Source organism: Methanoculleus frigidifontis (assembly GCF_030464345.1).
In the GTDB taxonomy this organism is placed as follows: Archaea; Halobacteriota; Methanomicrobia; order Methanomicrobiales; family Methanoculleaceae; genus Methanoculleus_A; species Methanoculleus_A frigidifontis.
Window position 1 is genome coordinate 104768 of record NZ_VCYH01000002.1, and the last position, 18339, is coordinate 123106.

Below are 18339 nucleotides of genomic sequence, written 5' to 3' on the forward strand. Positions count from 1 at the left end.
ATCCCGGAGACGCGAGGAAGGCTGTGGTATCACGGCACAGATCTTGCCGGGACTCACCGTCCCGGTTTTGCGGACGCCGGTTGCCGCACCCACCGATATTCTTCAGTTTTTTTGCAGTAACCATGAGTATTAAATAATCCAAGCGCGGTCTTCCCGTCCGAGGGAGAACCATGGATCTCAAGTACGTGTCGACCACGTGCCCCTACTGCGGCACGGGATGCGGCTTCAACCTTGTCGTCCGGAACGGCAGGGTCGTCGACGTCGCCCACTGGCAGCGTGCCCCGGTGAACGGAGGAAAACTCTGTCCGAAGGGACGCTACGCCCACGAATTTGTCAACAGTCCCGATCGCCTTACAAAGCCGCTCATCAGGAAGGACGGAAAGTTTGAAGAGGCTACCTGGGACGAGGCATACGACCTGATCGCCGGAAAGTTCAGGTCGTACAAACCCGAGGAGATGGCCTGCCTCTCGTCAGCCCGCGTCTCCAATGAAGAGAACTACCTGATGCAGAAGTTTGCCCGGGCCGTCCTGAAGACCCCGCACATCGACCACTGCGCCCGCCTCTGCCACGCGTCCACCGTCGCGGGCCTCGCCATCGTCTTCGGCTCCGGTGCGATGACGAACTCCATCAAGGACATCGGTGACGCGAACTGCATCTTCATCATCGGCAGCAACACATTCGAGCAGCACCCCCTGATCGGACGCAGCATCGTTCGTGCGAAAGAGAAGGGCGCAAAAGTCATCTACGCCGACCCGCGCTACACCGCAACCGGCAAGCAGGCCGACCTTTACATGCCGTTCGTCTCCGGAACCGACGTCGCCATCTTCAACGGCCTGATGCAGGAGATCATCAGAAACGGCTGGGAGGATACGGAGTTCATCGAGAAGCGCACGAAGGACTTTGAGAAACTGAAAGAGGTCGTCATGAAGGACGACTACAGTCTCGAGAATGTCTCGAAAGTCTCCGGCATCCCGGCCGAGAGCCTCAAAACCGCAGCAGAGTGGATCGCAAAGGCCGAGGTGGCAACGCTGATCTACTCGATGGGCATCACCCAGCACACCGTCGGTGTCGACAACGTCAAGTCGACCGCCAACCTGATGATGCTCACCGGGAACATGGGCAAACGCGGCGGCGGCGTGAACCCGCTCCGCGGCCAGAACAACGTCCAGGGCGCCTGCGACATGGGCTGCCTGCCGAACGTCTACACCGGCTACCAGAAGGTCACCGAAGAGGCCGCCCAGCAGAAGTTCGCAAGCGCCTGGTGCTGCGGCATCGCCGAGGGACGGGTCGGCTACACCGTCACCGAGATGATAAACGTCCTTGCAGATGAACCGGGCAAGCTCAAGGCGATGTACATCATGGGCGAAAACCCCATGCTCTCCGACCCTGACCTCACCCACGTCGAGCACGCCATCGAGAACCTCGAGTTCCTGGTCGTCCAGGACATCTTCATGAGCGAGACCGCCGAGATGGCGGACGTTGTGCTGCCGGCCTCCTGCTACGCAGAGAAGGACGGCACCCAGACCAACACCGAGCGGCGCGTCCAGCGATTCAGAAAAGCCCAGGAGCCGCCCGGCGAGGCGAAAGAGGACTGGAAGATCATCTGCGAACTCGCCGCCAGGATGGACATGGGCGACCAGTTCGCCTTTGCGAATCCCGAAGAGGTCTTCACCGAGATCGCCGCCGTCACCCCGTCCTACCACGGCATGAGCTACGCCCGCCTCGACCCGGACGGGCTGCACTGGCCATGCCCGACCGAGGACCACCCGGGAACACCGATCCTGCATACCGAGAAGTTCGCCACCCCCGACGGACTCGGCATCTTCTCGCCCATAGAGTGGAAACCCCCTGCGGAGATCCCTGACGAGGAGTACCCGCTCGTCCTGACCACCGGCCGTATCCTCTGGCACTGGCATACCGGCACCATGACCCGCCGGTCCTGGGATCTTGAGAAAGAGGCACCGATCGGCTGGATCGAGATCAACCCCGGGGATGCACAGGACCTCGGGATCAAAGACGGCGAGGTCGTAAAGGCGAGCACCCGCCGCGGGTCGATCGAGATCCCGGCAAAAGTCACGGCAGAGATCAAGAAGGGCGTCACGTTCATTCCCTTCCACTACAAGGAACATCCGGCAAATGCTCTGACGAACAACGCCCTCGACCCGGTTGCCAAGATACCGGAGTACAAGGCGTGTGCTATAAAGGTCGAGAAGATCACGGAGGCTTAAGCATGGCAGCAAAAGGAGATCTCCTCTACGCGTGGACGACCGACGACGCCCTGCTGGAGAAGGCGGAGACGGGCGGTGCGGTCTCGGCCCTGCTCCGGTACGCTCTCGAGAGCGGTATGGTCGACGGCGTTTTTGCGGTCAGGAAAGGTGCGGATGTCTATGACGCGGTGCCGACGCTCATCACCGACCCGGCGGAGATAGCAGGTGCCGCGGGCTCGCTCCACTGCGGCACGCTCCTCCTCCCCAAGCAGATGCGGCGGTGCCTGCTCGCAGTCGAACCCGACATGAAGATAGCCGCCGTGCTGAAGGGCTGCGACGTCAAGGCCATGTACGAGATGGCAAAGCGCAACCAGGTCAACCTGGATAACGTCATCATGATCGGCCTCAACTGCGGCGGCACCATCCGGCCCGAGACCGCCAGAACCGTCGTCAGGGACAAGCTCGGCCTTGACCCGGACGATGTCGTCAAGGAGGAGATCGATAAGGGCAAGTTTATTGTCGTCACCAGAGACGGCGAGCACAAAGGGATCTCGATCGACGAGCTCGAGGAGGGGGCCGAAAACCTGCTCGGCGACGAGGGGCTCGGCCGCCGCAGCAACTGCCGCCGCTGCAAGATCAAGATCCCGCGCCAGGCAGATCTCGCCTGCGGAAACTGGGGCGTCATCGGCGATAAGGCCGGGAAGGCCACCTTCGTCGAAGTCTGCTCCGAGAAGGGCGCAAACCTCCTGAACGGCGCAGAGAATGCCGGCGCCGTCCAGACAGAGGCGCCGCCGGAGAAAGGCATTGCCATCCGCGGCAAGGTCGAGAACGCCATGCTCAAACTCGGCGACAAGTGGCGGGAGCGCTACTTCAGTGCGCTCGGCGAGGGGAAAGAGCGCCTCCGGACGATCATGGAGGAGACGAGCCGCTGCATCAAATGCTACTCGTGCATCGAGAACTGCCCGATCTGCTACTGCAAAGACTGCAGCACAAAGCGGGACTATCTGGTCACGCCCGGCCAGGTCCCGCCGCCGTTCATGTTCCACCTGATCCGTTTCGCCCACATCTCCGACTCCTGTGTCAACTGCGGCCAGTGCGAAGAGCTCTGCCCGGTGGAGATCTCAAACTCCGTCTTCATGCATGCCCTGCAGGTCGATCTCGAGGAACTCTTCGGCTTCCACCCCGGCGAAGACATGACGCCGCCGGTGCTGGCTCTCGTCGAAGAAAAGACGGAGCGAAAGCGCCTTGAGGCGACCGGAAGCGATCAGATCTTCGATATCTTCGGCTGACCGGCGGTCAGCCCTCAACTATCGATTCCTTTTTTCCATCAGGGCTGCTTTCTGCAGTCTTAGCGGGTTCGATCAGGGTAATGTTCCCGGTATGGCGCCGCTCTCCCGCCGACTGCGACGCTCTCCTGACATAGGCCTTTATGATATCCGTACGGCTGACGAATCCGGAGAGCATCCGTGGATCTTCCGCCGGGACGACGGGCAGATGATGGATATCGTGCTCGGTCATCAGATCCAGGGTTTCACGCAGCGTGCACGCATGGTGAACGGTGAATACCCGTGAGCTCATGGCATTCCTCACCAGTACTTCATGCTCGCCATTCGCCCGATTATCCCTGACGTCGTCGAGAGCGATGATGCCGACGAGCCTCCCTTCCCCGTCGAGCACCGGAAATCCGGTATGCAGCGTCTCGTCGATCAGGCGGAGCACCCGCCCGATGGAATCATCGGGCGATACCGTGACGACCCGGTCGCGGGGCACCATCACATCACTCACCCGGATATCCTGGAGGATCTCGACCATATACTCGTCCCGGTGAGCGGCGGACAGAGACCGGTTCAGCACCTGTTCGCGGAAGATGGTGGACTGGCCGATGAGAATGACCGCCACCGAAACGGCACCCATCGCCGGCACGAGCAGAGAGAAATCACCGGTCATCTCGACGACCATGATCATGACCGCGATCGGTGCGTGGGAGATTGCACCGAAGAAGGCGATCATCCCGACGACAAAGAAGACCGGCACCGACTCGACGGGCACAATACCGGGAAGCGCAATATGCAGCAGGGACCCGAAGGCACCTCCCGTCGCCCCGCCGATCACCAGTCCCGGCGCGAAGACGCCACCGCTCCCTCCGGAGCCGATGGTGAGTGATGTCGTCAGGATCTTCGCAACCGGGAGAAAGAGCAGCACCCCGAGCGGCAGCATGTTATAGAGCGCAAGCTGTGCAAAGCCGTATCCGGTTCCGAGGCTGCCGAGCCCGACGATTGCCGCTTCGGGAGAGATGGCTGCAAGAGCGAGAACGAACGTCCCGGTGAGAAAGGCACCGACAAGGGGTTTTATGTGGTTCGGCAGGTTGAAACGGCTGAAAATGGTCTTAAAAACCCGCTGTGTCCCGTAGAAGGTATGTATATAGAGGAGGCCGACAGCCGTCGAGACCACGCCGAGGAGGATAAAGAATGGGATCTGGCTGATGTTCCAGGAGGTCGGGCAGGAACCGAAGACCGACTCGAAACCTTCAATGAAACCGAAGATGGCATATCCGATGACGGAGGCGAGAAAAGCGGGAACAATTGCTTCGGTCTCGAAATCCTGCTTGTAGAGGATCTCCGCACCGAGGATGGCACCGCCGAGGGGCGCCATAAAGATCGTGCCGATTCCGGCACCGACACCGGTGGCGAGAGCAAGCCTCCGCTCACGGTCGGAGAGCCCGAGCAGGTCGGCGGCGATCGAACCGAAGCCGGCCGACATCTGGGCGGTCGGCCCTTCACGCCCGGCACTCCCGCCGGTCGAGATGGTCAGGACCGCAGTGACCGCTTTGAGGAGGGGGACACGCCAGCGCACCCGTCCCTCCCCATGAAACGCCCGGATCGCCGCATCGGTTCCGTGACCTTCGGCCTCCGGAGCAAACGTATAGACCAAAAGGCCGGAGAGGAGACCTCCGAAGCAGATGACAGGAAGGATCAGCCAGAGGGTGTCGGGAGGAGCCCACTGGCTGATATCCGCAATGGTCTGCCCTTCCTTCGGCAGATGGAACCCGACGATGCCTTCCATAAAAAACGCAGTTCCAAGTTTCAATCCTTCAAAAAAAAGCAGGGCACCGATGCCGGAGATCACCCCGACGATGACAGCGATGAGTATGATCCTCCGATACGGAGTGACGGTTTCCTCGATCTGCATGGCGATGTATACACTATATCCATTTAACCACTTATGTAAACCGGTTTACTTCTTTTGCTGCAGCGGCAGGTAAAAGGCTGCAGATAACCGTCAGATGCCCGGCGCGCCTCTTCGTTTCCCGGCCTCCCGGCACCCTCGGAACCGGGGTAAAATGCGTGCAGGACGATTTGCGCCAAAAATTTTAATTGTCATATAGACATTGTTTACCGGATTGCATTAACTCGGAACGTGTAAAATGATAAAATACGGCCAATTATTCAGAGAATCCTGCGCACAATCCGAAAGATATTAATAGCATTCTCCAATTACTCTAATTTGAACCTATACAGACAAGATTACTCGCTGGTATAGGTAGGACGTTTAGAGAGGTGTTAAAAAATGGTATTCCATCCTCCAGTTGCTATTGTGGCAAAAGCCGCAGATGCCGGGAAATACAAGACCGGCCTGCCGGCATGGAATATGCTTCTCCGTGGACTCATGGCAGGATCCTACATCGCCATGGGTGGTGCCCTTGCAACGGTCTGTAGTACCGGTGTAGCGGCATTCCTCGGTGCAGGTTTCGCAAAACTGATTCTCGGTGCTGTTTTCCCTGTTGGGCTTATTATGATCGTGCTGACCGGTGCAGAACTCTTCACCGGCGATGCAATGCTCGCCCCGATGGCGGCCTTCATCCACAAGATCAGCTGGGCTAGCGTACTCAACCTATGGGTCTGGGTATACATCGGCAACCTGATCGGTTCGATCCTGTTCGCATATATCATGGCCTACGGCCCGCTGACATCCTTCAGCGCAACGGGAGCTGCGACCGTCAACGCGTTCGGTCTCACTGCCGTGAACATCGCGATCGGCAAAGTATCCTACATCGGTGCGCTTGCACAGTGGTCGCTCTTCCTGAAGGCAATCGCCTGTAACTGGCTCGTCAACCTGGCAGTCCTGCTGGGTATCTGTGCCGACGACCTGATCGGCAAGTTCTTCGGAATCTGGTTCCCGATCATGGCCTTCGTCTCCACCGGATTCGAGCACTGTGTCACGAACATGTACTTCATCCCCACCGGTCTCTTGACCAGCGGCATGCTGAGCCCTGAACAGGTCGCTGACATCGGTGCCAAGCTGCAGAACCTGTCCTGGGTGACGATGTGGACCAACAACGTCATCATGGCAACCATCGGCAACATCGTCGGCGGTCTGTTCTTCGTCGGTGTCCTCTACTGGGTCGCCTTCAGGAAGGAGATCGCGGCACTCAAGTAAAGAGATACCAGATGAGAATCGGAACCATCAATGTGAAGATATCGGCCATATCCCTGGCCGTTTTTGGTATCTTCACAATTATTTTACTCGGTACGGTTATCGCCACAGGAGAGACGTCGATCCTTCTCTGGGGAGTCCCGATACTCGCCCTGCTCCTGATCATCCCGGCGGCGCTCAACTACATGAGCCAGCAGCAGTATGCTTCCCTTGTGCCGATGTACGAGCAGGAGGCAAAAACGGTCCGGATCCGGACGATCAACCTGAGCATGCTCGGCGAGCCGGTACGTATTCAGGGGATCGTCGAGCGGGTGCATTTCCAGTTCCTCAACCGCCCGCAGTACCTCGTCGCCGATCGCACCGGAGAGATCTCGGTGAAGATGTTCACCAATCCTCAGGAAGACGTGAAGGTGAACGACAAGGTCGAGGTGCTCGGCTCGGTGGTGAAGCGTTATATCCTGAGCGGGGATGCGGTCATAAACTGCATCTCGATCCGGAAGATTACCGAAGAGAGTGCTCCCGAACAGAAGAAGAAAAAATCCTGATTCAAGAACTTAATGGGAATACAGACGCATGGATCCTGTGCCGATCCCTGTCCGTCACCCAATCTTCCTGTTCCCCACGCAGAAAACAGCTCTTTTGAGATTCTCTACACCAATTTGAAGTGCAGCCAGTGAAAGGCATCCCGGATTGAAGGCGGTCCGGCCGCACCGGAAAAAGAGTAGTGCTCCAGCATATACCTGATACGTGATCTCAGAGAATCCGACCGAATTACGTTATCCACCAACCCGCGTTCATGACAAAAATACCATGGGGAGAAGATTTCCATGATCGGGCTTTGGTGAAGTTCTCTTCCGGCTGTCATTCTTCCCTGACGAGATTGGTGCCGGACATGGCCTGTACCTGAGTTTGGCCTTTTTTCTCACGCATGCCCTCATGCCGCGGACCGTGGTGGCTCTCGCCATGGGGGTGGGGCTGACGGGGAGGGGCCTTGCCCTCCCCTGTCTTACGCAAAGACCCGCACGCCTCATCTCCCCACCTCGCCCGGCCTCCGGCCTCCTCCCCCGCCCCCAGGGCGGGGGCAGTCATGGCGATACCCAATGGAAAGCCGTGCCCCGGGTTGCAACCTATCGGGGATGCGATCTCAACAAAGGTAGTAGCAGGTGTTTCGTAGGGCACTACCGGAAAAAGAGGGATCAACGGTGCCAGGACCGTTCCACGGCAGATCGTTTCAGTACGACCAGTCCAGCCCCTCGTCGATGGGCTTTTTCACCGGCACCCTTCCAAGGTCGTCGATGTACTCCTCGAAGAGGTGAATGCGGGTGCTCACCGGAAAGGGAATGTTCAGGGTGCTGATCACCGCTTCACCCGGCTCAAGCGTCTGGATCTCGGTATCGAGGCGCGAGAGGTCCTGCTTTGCACTGCTTGCGATGATATCGCGGTCACCATGGTCGGAGAGCCCCATCACAACGAACGTGTTGAGCTGGGCGAGCACCCGGGCATCGATATTCTTCGGCTGCTGGGTTACGACGCAGAGACCGACCCCGAACTTTCTCCCCTCCATTGCACACTCGCGGAAGATCTGCGTGCTCCCGGTACCGGAGCCGAGTACACGCTGTGCCTCCTCGATGCTGATGAGCACCTGCCGCCGCTGGACCGGGTCTTCTGCGTCCCCGGCCCCGTCGTCCCCCTGGTGCTGCCGGAGAATCCTGCGGGTGATGATCGAAAGGACGAAGAGCTCACTCTGCTCCCCCATGCGGGGGATATCGATGAGAACGACCTGATTGTCGTGAAGCGCCCGGATGATATCAGGGATCGATGAGCCCTTCCGCCGGAAGAAGGCGCCGTTGCGCTTCAGCATTCCCTGGATGCGCCGCTGGATGACGGTGAGCGTGCTGGTCGAGAAATTTCGGAGGTCGCGGGCGATATAGGGATACTCACCATCGTAGGTCTCGGCATCAAATGTCCCAAAATCGGTCTTGGTGAAGAAGTCGATCACCGCAGACCCCGGCGTGCTCTCGAGCATCTCCACGACCTCACGCTGCGGCGGCGAGTGCTCATAGAGCAGGAGCAGATCCGGCGCCCGGAAGTCATCATGTTCGAGCCAGAGGCGGTCCAGAAGATACTTCTTCCGGAATTGTTCGTCACGTATGGTGAAGACCGAAAGGCCTTCCCGCCCTGCCTGGTAGTGGATGAGACCCCGGGTGTTCTGCCCGGTCGACGACATGCCCCCGGCAACGTACTCGCCGTGCGGGTCGACGATCAGCAGCCCGAACCGGCGGACGGCCATGCAGGATGCGCAGAAGACCTTCATAAAGTTGCTCTTCCCCATCCCGGTGGTGGCAAAGACGCCCATATGCTGCCGCATAACAGCGGAGTGGAGCGATACCCGCACATCCTGCAGGACGTCCTGGCCGGTCTTCATGACACCGACCTCGATATCGCCCATCACCTGCCGGAGAAACGCAAAATCCTCCGAACCCGGCCGCTCGACCTTTGAGAACTTCGCCGGGATCGTCCGCGGCTTCTTGAAACGGCCGTCCGTCCCGACGTACCCGAGCGGTATCGCCTCCACAAGGATGTAGACGTCCTCACCGAAGGTATAGAAGTGCCCGGTATGGGGGCGCCGGTCCCACTTCGGGTCGGCAAAGTTGCTGTCGTGGACAAGGTCGCTCACTTTCGCGAAGAAGACGAGCCCCTTGATCGGATCGGTGATCTTCAGGATATCCCCGATATACAGCTCGTCGTCGTGCGGAACCGCGAACAGATAACTGAGCACCCGGTCTCCGATCAGCCGGAACTTGGACGTATCTTCCGTATCAATATCGATCAAACTCGTCATGGTAGTCTCCGAAATACTGTATATAGTCGACGTGGCTCATGCCCTGCTCTGCCATCCCCTGCATGAGATCCTGGCGGACCTGATCGACGGTGTCCTTCCCTATCTTCGTGGTCAGGTGCGCCTCGAGGAGTGGATACGGGTATCCCGTAATCCGCCCGTCGTCGGCATAGGCAGCAAGCCCCGAGAAGGTCTGCTCCACCATATCGCGATTCATGTGCCCGGGCACCTCCACCTTGAATGCACGCGGGGAACGGCGATGCAGCCGGGTGATGTACTGCTCGCCGCGCTGCTTCCAGGGGTGCGACACCTCCCGGTCGACGAGATCGTCCCTTCCCGATATGCGGACGGCCCAGGGCTCGGGAACCGCGAGTTTCCGAGCGAGCCCCTCGGTTGCAGGCACGATCGGATGTCCGCCCCCCCAGGTAAGCGCCGTCCGCTTCGTCACCGCCGCAAGAAGAATGCCCCGGAGGCTGCAGAGGTTCATCAGCCTGACCAGAATTTCATCGTGGCTGGCATGCCTGACCCGGAGTGTCCCGTCGATCAGGATGAGATCGCCGGCATCGAGGTTTTCTGCCATCTCCATTGCCACCCAGTACTCCAGGGTATCCCGCATGACGGCGGCGTTTCTGACCGGATCATCGTGTTCGAGCGGAGCCTTCGGGAGAGATGCGAAGCAGTCGGAGAAGAGCGCCGCAAAATCCTCGTTGCACCCTCCCTGATGCACGGCGACGGTGTACAGGGGTGTCGTCACCCTGCACTGCCGCGTGCCGCCGCGATACGAACTTGCCGACGCCCTGATGGCGGCAACTGCAAAACTGCCGCCGTCGGCGAGAAGTGCGTTGCTCCCATCGACGGCGCATACGGCCCCATCAAATGCGGATGGAAAAGTGAGGAACGATGCCGGGCGAAAGCCGCTGGACGCTGCAAACCGCTCGCCGATATCCGGGGGCGCATACCTCCGGATCTCTCCGGCGATCCGCTGTACCGATGCACGGTACTCATCATGAGAGTCCATCAGCAGATCTCCTTCACGCTGCTCGTCCGATCAGCGCCCATCTCCACCAGCAGTGTCGAGGAGAACTCGTCCTGCACCTCCGCAATATGCGAGATAAGAAAGATCTGGGGGAAATAACTCTCCTGTGTCCGCAGAGCGCGAACCAGGTTGCTGCGCCGGCCTTCGTCCTGGCTCCCGAATATCTCGTCGAAGATCAGGAACGTGCTGTCGTGGAGCTCGTTCACCTCGGCGAGGAATCGGGAGAGAGCGATCCGGAGAGCGATGGCGATATCGTCCTGTTCACCGCCGCTGAACCGGTCGGCCGGATAGTCCTCCCCCATATCGTTGACGAGAACGGAGAAGTCGTCGTCCAGCAGCACCGTGTCGTACCTGCCGTCGGTGATCTCCCCGAGAATACGCCCGGCCTCGTCCTCTATCCGATCCCTGACGACCTGCAGAAGATAAACGATATAGTCGGCGATGGCTTTGCGGGTCAGGCGCAGGAGCTCGGCCTCTTCGCGGAGTGCATGGCACGACCGTGCAAGTTCCCTGATGCGTGCGAGCGCCTGCTCTGACCGCTCGATATCCCGCTCGATCCGGTGCACCTCACCCGTCATCCTGAGATGCTCCTCGACCTGCACCTGCAGGGCAGCCTCGCATGCCGCCAGGGCTTCCTCCGCGGCAGCCACCTGCCGCTCGTCGAATCCGAGACCGGCAATCTCCTGCCGAAGGCGAAGGCACTCCTCCTGCCGCAGCCGGAGATCGGCCTGTTTCTTCCCGAGCTTCGCGCTGAGCCGGGGGATCTCTCCGGTTCTGACCTCGAGTTCCGTCATACGCCGGCGCGCCTCCCCGGCACGCCGGTACTCCTCCTGCAGCCGCAGGTACACGGCCGGATCGAACGCGAGCAGTTCCTGTTCTGCAGCAGCGTCCCGGATCGCCTGCTTCAGGGCATCGATCCGCGCACCGACCGTCACACATTCCTCCCGCTGCTGCGGCATCCGTGCAACCAGCGCCTCGAGCCGGGTGTACTCACGGTATGCCGCCTCAAGAACCTCCCGCTCGTGCTCGAGACGCTGCTTTTCATCCGGGTCGAACCCGAGCGCCCCGAGATCCGCCTCCAGGGAATCCTTCCGGCCGAGGTACTCCTCGACCTCGGCAATAAGCCGCTTGCGCTCCTCGCGCAGCGCAGGCAGGCGGCTGCAGACTCCCCGGAGCCGGTCTGCAGCACTCCGCTGCTCCTCGAGCACCGCTAGCTTCCGCCGGACGCTCTCGTGCTCACCGGCATCATACCCCGCAAGCCCGAGGTCCCGGATAGCGGCATCCAGGAGGCCGTATTCATCCCGCCACTTTGCCAGGCGTGCGGCAACGTCGTCACGCCGTGACCTGCAGAGTGCCAGACCTCGCTGCAGGTCTTCCTGCTGCCGCCGCTGCTCCTCGAGGAGCGCGAGCTTTGCATCGACTCCTGCGGACTCCTCCTTCGCGCAGGCGTAATCGCCGTCGATCGCCGCCAGCGACTCCTGCAGTGATGCGGCACCCGCCGCCAGATCGCCGAGCAGGTCGTCAAACCGCTCCCCGAGGTGCCGGTGGCACGTCGGGCAGGCACCCTCGGGCCCGGTGAGGAGGAGGTCTTCGCGGTTTCGCACCGTCTTCTCAAGGTCCTGCTGCAGTGCCTGCCGCCGTGCAGCAGCGAGAGAGATTATCGAACGCAGCTCCTCGCGCCGCCCGGAGAGCGAGGCGATCCGGCTCTCGATCTCGCCGGCACCGGCGCTCGCAGCCTCAAGATCCCGGATCTGCGCTTCGGCGTCGGAGACCTGCCGGGCAAGATCGTCGATCTCCCTGCGGCAGACCTGCTGCCGGTCGGCGTGCCCTGCCGCCCGGGCGAGGAGAGCGTCACGGGCGCGGAGTATCTCGTACTCCGCGCCCGCAGCCTCAAGAGCCTCCAGCCGCCGGCTCTGCGCCTCTGCATCGTCTATCTCCACGCGGACACCGGCAACCCGCCGCTCAACACTCCTGAACCGCTCATCCAGGCGCGAGAGTTCGTCCTTCACCGCCGCATATCCGGGTTCCGCCGCTTTCAGGCGTTCAAGCCGGCCGTTGACATCATCCCAACGTGCAAGCTGCTGCTCAAGCGCAGTCCTTTCTGCGTCACATTCCCGGAGGGCTGCAAGCTCCGCCTCAAGGCTGCCCCGCCGCTCTTCCTGCTGGCGCAGCTGCTCGGTCAGGTGTGCAATATCGGCCTCAAGCCGCTCGACGGCCGCCTTCTTTTCGGCATATCCGGCAACTTCCCGCTCGAGGTCGCCCTCCCTGGCGGCGAGGCCGGCAAGCCCTGCCATCTCGCCCCGGAGGCTCTCTGCAGCGGCAATCTCCGCCTCAAGCTCCCGGCATTCCTGCAGGAGGCCCTGCACCTCCTCCGAGCGCCGCACCTCGTCTGCAGTCAGCCGCAGGTGCTGCTGCCGCTGCTCCAGCACCCGGTCGCGTTCAGCCTTCGCCTCGTCGCGCCGGGCCGCCGCGCCGGAGCGAACCTCCTCGATGCGGGAGAGAGAGAGCCTCGCTGCCTTCTGCTCCTCCTTCAGTCGGTGCACCTCATCGCGGACTGCCGCATCGTCGAGTTCTTCGAGCCTTCCCGTCAGGTTGGCGAGTTGCTTTTCACAACCGCCGATCCGCTCCCGGAGTGCGTCCATGCTGTCCTTTTTGAGGTAGTCGAGCCCGAGCACCTGCAGAAACCAGTCGCGCCGCGACCCGGGCCGGCTCTCGAGGAGCGAGAGGAGGTCTTTCTGCCCTGCATAGATGGTATTCTTAAAATCGGTCGGCGCCATGCCGACTACCCGCTGGATACCGCGCTGGACGTTCTGCACGCCGTCGGCGTACTCCCCGAACGGACGGCCGTTCAGGAACATCCGTGCCTCGTGCAGTGCCGACGACGCACGCTTCCGGAACCTGCGGACAACGGCGTAGTCGTTTCCGCCGACCGAGAAGTCGAGGCGGATCTCACAGGAGTCCTGCGGGCCTGCAAAGGCGCTGACGATATACTCGCCGTCGAGTCCGGTTCCCGAGAGGCCGTAGAGCGCAAAGAGGATCGCTTCGATGATGCTGCTCTTTCCGGCACCGTTGTTCCCGACGACACCGGTGATCCCGTCGCAGAAGACGATCTCCTGGTCGCGGTAGCGTTTGAAGTTGCGCATCACCAGCTTATGGAGAAGCATCGTCAACCTCCCTGTGCCGCGCGATCACCGAACGCAGAACATCAGCGCCCTCTCTCTTCACGTACTCCTCCTGCTTCTGCCCGAGGTGCAGGTTCTCCACGAACCGCTCGAACTCGAGGACGTAGTCCACCCCGACCAGCGTCCGTTCACGGAGGATCGGTGACGACTCCTCGGCCGCGAGAATCCGGAACTTGAGATCGAGCAGCCGTGACCTCGCCTCGTTCAGCCGTCGCTGGTCGAGAGCCCGGAGCGTATCACGCCGCACGCCGTCGAGGGTGATCTGGCACATCGACCGCGCGGGGATCCCCTCCTCCGGGACGAGATCGAGGATCCCCTCCAGAATCTCGTTCGCCGTCCTCCCGTCGCAGGCAACCCGGCCGAGGTCATGCATGGGGGTGCGCGGCAGATCGATATGCTCCACGCTGCCGCCCGCAAGGTCGACGAGAAGCCCGCCCTTGGCATCCCGGATCTCGCCGTAGGTGCAGAACTCCACCGAACCGCTGTACCAGGCGTTGTCTGCGACCTGGCTCTGGCCGTGGAAGTGGCCGAGAGCAATGTAATCGAACTCCTCCGAGAGCATCGTGGTGTCGATCTCGTGCTCTGCCACAGTATGCAGCCTTTTCTCCTTGAGCGCACTTGCAAGCCCGTGAGTGACGAGGACATTATGTCCGGGTCCGGGCTCGATCTCCTCGAATGCCGCCCGGTAGCCGCTCACCTGCAGCATATTCGGGATCAGGTGAAAAACCGTATCGCCAAGCTCCACGCGGTGGTAGCGGTGCCGGTAGGCCGCATGGACGTCTGCGGTATGATATTCCAGCACCTCGAGCGGCGACGTCGTGTAGCGCGTCTTGGCCATGCTGTGGTTCCCGGCGATGACGACGAAGGGTATGCCAGCCTCGTCGAGCCGCCGGAGAGCCTCGAGAACGGTTGTATACGCGCGGGTCTTGGGTTTGACCTGGTGGAAGAGATCGCCCGCATGCACCAGCACGTCGGGTCTGAGGCATACAATCCGGTCGATGGCGGCGAGGAAATTATCGTATATCAGCCTCTCCCGGAGGTTCATCCCGGTTTCGGGATCGATTTTGTTGAATGCCGAAAGGCCGAGGTGCGTATCCGCGATATGAACGATCTTCATGCCCGATGGATCACCTGATTGCTGTTCTTAAAGTCCTGACGGACGGAGCGCGAAAGTAACGGAAACGTTTCCGCTGCAATCCGATCAGATCTATCTATATATCATAGCTGATATTAGTATGGTGATTATTTGTCCAGACGAGCCGTAGATGCAATTTTTCAGGCACTCTTCAACCTCTCCGACCTGCGGGCGCTCATGCGTGAGACCGCTCCCGATCACGATATGGACGAGGAGCAGAAGCAGCGCGCCGCAAAATACATCGAGAAGGCGAAGCGGCAGCTCGCGATCATCGAGAAGGAGCTGGTCGAATGAAATGCGCGCTGGATATCGATGTCCGTGACGTCGAAGAGATGTTCATCAACATCGACCCGATTCAGGCAGGCGGGCGGCTGACCGCCGATGCCATGAAGGCGGCGATCGCCTACGGCGACGGCTACTCTGTCTGCGACAACTGCCTGAGCCCCTTCAGGCTTGACTATATCAAAAAACCGCCGATCGCCCAGTTCCATGCAGAGCTTGCAGAGTGGCTGCATATGGATCAGGTGCGCGTCGTTCCGGGAGCCCGCCGCGGGTTCCAGGCGGTCGCGAGCACCTATGTCGAGAAGGGAGACCCCGTCATGCTCACCTCCCTCGCCCACTATACCGAGTTCATGGCCGTCGAGGAGGCGGGCGGCATCCCGCGGGAGGTCCCGAAGGACGAGCGGAACCACATCACACCCGACGCCGTCGCCGCCCGGATTGAGGACGTGATCCGTGAATTCAACCGCACGCCGCCGCTGATGTTCCTCGACCACGTCGACTACCAGTACGGGAACGTCCACGACGCGAAAGCGATCGCACGGGTAGCCCGCCAGTACGACATCCCCATCGCCCTGAACGGGGCATACTCGGTCGGGATCATGCCGGTCGACGGCAGCGAGCTCGGCGTCGACTTCGTGATCGGCTCCGGCCACAAGAGCATGGCTTCCCCCGCCCCCTCAGGCCTCATCGCCGCAACCGCCGAGCACGCCGAAAGGATCTTCCGGACGACACAGTCCAAAGGCGATATCACCGGGCGGACGTTCGGGATCAAGGAGGTCGAGATGATGGGGTGCACCCTCATGGGCGTCACCGTCATCGGGATGATGGCCTCGTTCCCCCACGTGAAAGAGCGGGTGCAGCACTGGGATGCGGAGGTCGAGCGCTCCCGGATGGTCGTCGACGCCCTTCTCTCGATCGATGGGACGGAAGTGCGCTCCGACTACCCGCGGGAGCATACCCTGACCCGCATCGATACCCGGGGCTCCTTCGACAAAGTTGCCCAGGAGCATAAGAAACGGGGATACTTCCTCTCAAGCGAGCTGAAGAAGCGGGGGATCACCGGCGTCATCCCCGGCTCCACCAAGGTCTGGAAGTTCAATACCTACGGCCTCTCCGAAAAGCAGGCCCGGCACGTCGCCGATGCACTCGTGGAGATAGCCCGGGAGAACGGGCTATCCGTCAGCTGATCTCCACAAGCGTGCCGCTTTGGGCACGCCTTCGCACGACTTTTTCCACAGCCGCAGAGACCAGCTCCTCCATACCGAGGAGTTTCTCGTACTCCGCGATGATCTCAGCCCGTGCAGCTATCGAGGGGTGCTTCGGGGCGACGGTGCACCCGAGTTCTCCCTGCACCGGATCAAACGTCCCGATCATCCGCGCCTGGGCGACGATCTCTTCCTTGTCAAACCCGATCAGCGGTCTGAGCACCGGAACGGTCGCGGCGGGCGCGATCACCGCCATATTCTCGAGCGTCTGCGACGCCACCTGCCCGAGATTGTCGCCGCTTACGATGGCGTGCGCCGCATGCCGCCGGGCGACCTCGCTCGCCACCTTCAGCATAAACCGTTTGCAGAGAATGCACCGGTACCGCGGCTCCTTCAGCCGCACCAGCGCCTCGAAGAACGGTTCCATCTCCACGACGAAAAGGTCGAGGGGATATCCCGGGCACCAGCGCGAGATCTGCGCGTGGTGCCGAAGCGCCGTCTCCTCCACGTCGCCGCCGGCGAACCGGCCGCCCCGCATATGCAGGTGGATCATGCCGCAGCCCCGCCGCATCATCAGCCATGACGCGACGGGCGAGTCGATCCCCGCCGAAAGCAGGGTCAGCACCCGCCCTTGCGTCCCGAACGGCAGTCCACCGGGGCCCGGCTGGCGGGAGTCGTAGACAAACCCGCCGAAGTCCCGCGCCTCGACAAAGACCTCGTAATCGGGTTTCGAGAGGTTCACCGAGGCCTCCGGCACCGCCTGCCCGATAGCAGCGCCGACCGTTCCCGCGAGTTCCTGGCTGGAGAAACCCTCCACACCGGATCTCCGTCCCCGCACCGCAAAGGTCATCCCGGGCTGCAGGGCGGTCTTTGCACGCTCCACCGCCACGCCGGAGAGATGCGCAATATCCGGGGTCGTGACAGTAGCAACGCTCACGTCCACGACCCCGAAGATCCTGGTCACGGTATCGGCGATGGACGCCGGATCATCGCCGTAGATCAGGATCCTGCCCCGCGGCGTCTCGATACGGTGGCCGAGGGACGCAGCCTCGAGCGCCAGCCGAATATTCTTGGCCATCTGTGCGATGAATCGCCGTTTGACCTGCTCGCTCTTCAGAAAGACCTCGCCGTAGCGCACCATCACTGCTTCCATGTGTCGGCACCTCCCTGCCGGTATCCCCCGGGAGCGAGGACGACCTCCTCAAACCCGAGTTCCCGGATCTTCCCGAGCATCGGCCTGATGCGGGGGTGCTCCGAAGGGTCTGCCTCAATGTACGCCCGCCGGTCGATGCACCGCACCCGGAGCATCCCCTCGACCTCGTCCCGGAGCATCTCCTCGGCCTCACGCACCATCCCGATGCACTCTGCTGTCAGATGCGTTCCCGCCGGGATACGGGTGGCGAGGCATGAGGATGCCGGCCGGACAGAAATGCCCAGTTCACCGGCGAGGGTCAGAACGTCCCCTTTTCCCATACCGGCTTCTGCAAACGGGCTGACAATGCCGAGCTCCTGGAGCGCCGCCATCCCGGGCCGATCGCCGGGCAGGTCATCGGCATGGGTGCCGTCTGCCACCGTCGCATAGCCCCGCCGGTTCGCTTCGTGGATGACGGCACGCATCATCTCCCGCTTGCAGACGTAGCAGCGGCGGGAAGTATTCTCCCGAACATCGGGAATCGCAAGCATGTCACGTCGTACAACAGCGAAAGGCACGCCGAGCCGGGCCGCAAGGGCTTCTGCAGCCGCAAGCTCGCCGGGCGGGTTCAGACCGGTATCGACGCTGATTCCCATCACCCGGATGCCGAGCCTCCGGGCATATGCCAGGAGCACCGAACTGTCGGTTCCGCCCGAAAGAGCGACCGCCATGGGCTCGGAGGATTTCACTACATCATCAAGCCGCTGCACCGTCACCATCTGCTCTCTGTATGCTCGTTTGATCTACATGAATCTTCGGGAAATTGCGGGAAAAGCCGCCTTCGACGGTATAGAGAAAAATACTTTTAATGCAGGCAAACCGATGAG

Annotated in this window: 13 protein-coding genes; 6 read left to right on the top strand and 7 right to left on the bottom strand. The window is 61.3% G+C overall.

Translation table 11 applies throughout. The annotated features are described in order from the left end of the window. The first annotated feature begins 170 nt into the window (after window positions 1–170). Entirely contained in the window at window positions 171–2228 is a 2058-nt protein-coding gene (fdhF, locus tag FGU65_RS03410) for a formate dehydrogenase subunit alpha (RefSeq protein ID WP_301663011.1), read from the top strand. Window positions 2229–2230: 2 nt separating this feature from the next. Next, complete coding sequence (locus tag FGU65_RS03415) at window positions 2231–3496, top strand: Coenzyme F420 hydrogenase/dehydrogenase, beta subunit C-terminal domain (RefSeq protein WP_301663012.1); 1266 nt, start codon at window positions 2231–2233, stop codon at window positions 3494–3496. A gap of 7 nt (window positions 3497–3503) precedes the next feature. Here FGU65_RS03415 and FGU65_RS03420 read toward each other — a convergent pair whose 3' ends face one another. After that, entirely contained in the window at window positions 3504–5396 is a 1893-nt protein-coding gene (locus FGU65_RS03420) for a chloride channel protein (RefSeq protein ID WP_301663014.1), read from the bottom strand. A 378-nt stretch (window positions 5397–5774) separates the two neighbouring features. Here FGU65_RS03420 and FGU65_RS03425 point away from each other — a divergent pair, with 378 nt between their 5' ends. Together FGU65_RS03425 and FGU65_RS03430 are read left to right on the top strand one after the other, a co-directional pair. Further along, window positions 5775–6644 (top strand): formate/nitrite transporter family protein, encoded by an 870-nt coding sequence (locus tag FGU65_RS03425; protein ID WP_301663015.1) that lies wholly within the window; start codon window positions 5775–5777, stop codon window positions 6642–6644. An 11-nt stretch (window positions 6645–6655) separates the two neighbouring features. Beyond that, window positions 6656–7186 (top strand): nucleotide-binding protein, encoded by a 531-nt coding sequence (locus tag FGU65_RS03430; RefSeq protein ID WP_301663016.1) that lies wholly within the window; start codon window positions 6656–6658, stop codon window positions 7184–7186. A gap of 686 nt (window positions 7187–7872) precedes the next feature. Here the strand turns inward: FGU65_RS03430 and FGU65_RS03435 are convergent. Genes FGU65_RS03435 through FGU65_RS03450 form a run of 4 tightly spaced genes read right to left on the bottom strand, consistent with a single transcriptional unit; the run spans window position 7873 to window position 14815 of the window. Beyond that, complete coding sequence (locus FGU65_RS03435; RefSeq protein WP_301663017.1) at window positions 7873–9483, bottom strand: ATP-binding protein; 1611 nt, start codon at window positions 9481–9483, stop codon at window positions 7873–7875. Then, the gene (locus tag FGU65_RS03440; RefSeq protein WP_301663018.1) at window positions 9461–10498 is read right to left on the bottom strand and encodes a DNA double-strand break repair nuclease NurA; all 1038 of its coding nucleotides are present in this window, start codon (window positions 10496–10498) and stop codon (window positions 9461–9463) included. The genes FGU65_RS03435 and FGU65_RS03440 overlap by 23 nt, the downstream gene beginning before the upstream one ends. Beyond that, a complete protein-coding gene (locus FGU65_RS03445) occupies window positions 10498–13680 on the bottom strand; it encodes an AAA family ATPase (RefSeq protein WP_301663019.1) in 3183 nt (1060 codons plus the stop codon). Before FGU65_RS03445 ends, FGU65_RS03440 begins: the two co-directional genes overlap by 1 nt. Further along, window positions 13667–14815, bottom strand: a complete 1149-nt coding sequence (locus FGU65_RS03450; RefSeq protein WP_301663020.1) for a metallophosphoesterase family protein — start codon at window positions 14813–14815, stop codon at window positions 13667–13669. Before FGU65_RS03450 ends, FGU65_RS03445 begins: the two co-directional genes overlap by 14 nt. 129 nt (window positions 14816–14944) lie before the next feature. On the opposite strand from FGU65_RS03450, the gene FGU65_RS03455 reads away from it, so the two are divergent. Both FGU65_RS03455 and pscS read left to right on the top strand, forming a co-directional pair. Further along, window positions 14945–15127 (top strand): hypothetical protein, encoded by a 183-nt coding sequence (locus tag FGU65_RS03455; protein ID WP_301663021.1) that lies wholly within the window; start codon window positions 14945–14947, stop codon window positions 15125–15127. Continuing rightward, the gene (gene pscS / locus FGU65_RS03460) at window positions 15124–16302 is read left to right on the top strand and encodes an O-phospho-L-seryl-tRNA:Cys-tRNA synthase (protein ID WP_301663022.1); all 1179 of its coding nucleotides are present in this window, start codon (window positions 15124–15126) and stop codon (window positions 16300–16302) included. Before FGU65_RS03455 ends, pscS begins: the two co-directional genes overlap by 4 nt. Here pscS and thiI read toward each other — a convergent pair. Both thiI and larE read right to left on the bottom strand, forming a co-directional pair. After that, window positions 16295–17473, bottom strand: coding sequence for a tRNA uracil 4-sulfurtransferase ThiI (gene thiI / locus FGU65_RS03465; RefSeq protein WP_301663023.1), 1179 nt, complete (start codon window positions 17471–17473; stop codon window positions 16295–16297). The two genes, pscS and thiI, sit on opposite strands and share 8 nt — an antisense overlap. Further along, complete coding sequence (gene larE, locus FGU65_RS03470) at window positions 17461–18231, bottom strand: ATP-dependent sacrificial sulfur transferase LarE (protein WP_301663024.1); 771 nt, start codon at window positions 18229–18231, stop codon at window positions 17461–17463. Before larE ends, thiI begins: the two co-directional genes overlap by 13 nt. Window positions 18232–18339: the final 108 nt, after the last annotated feature.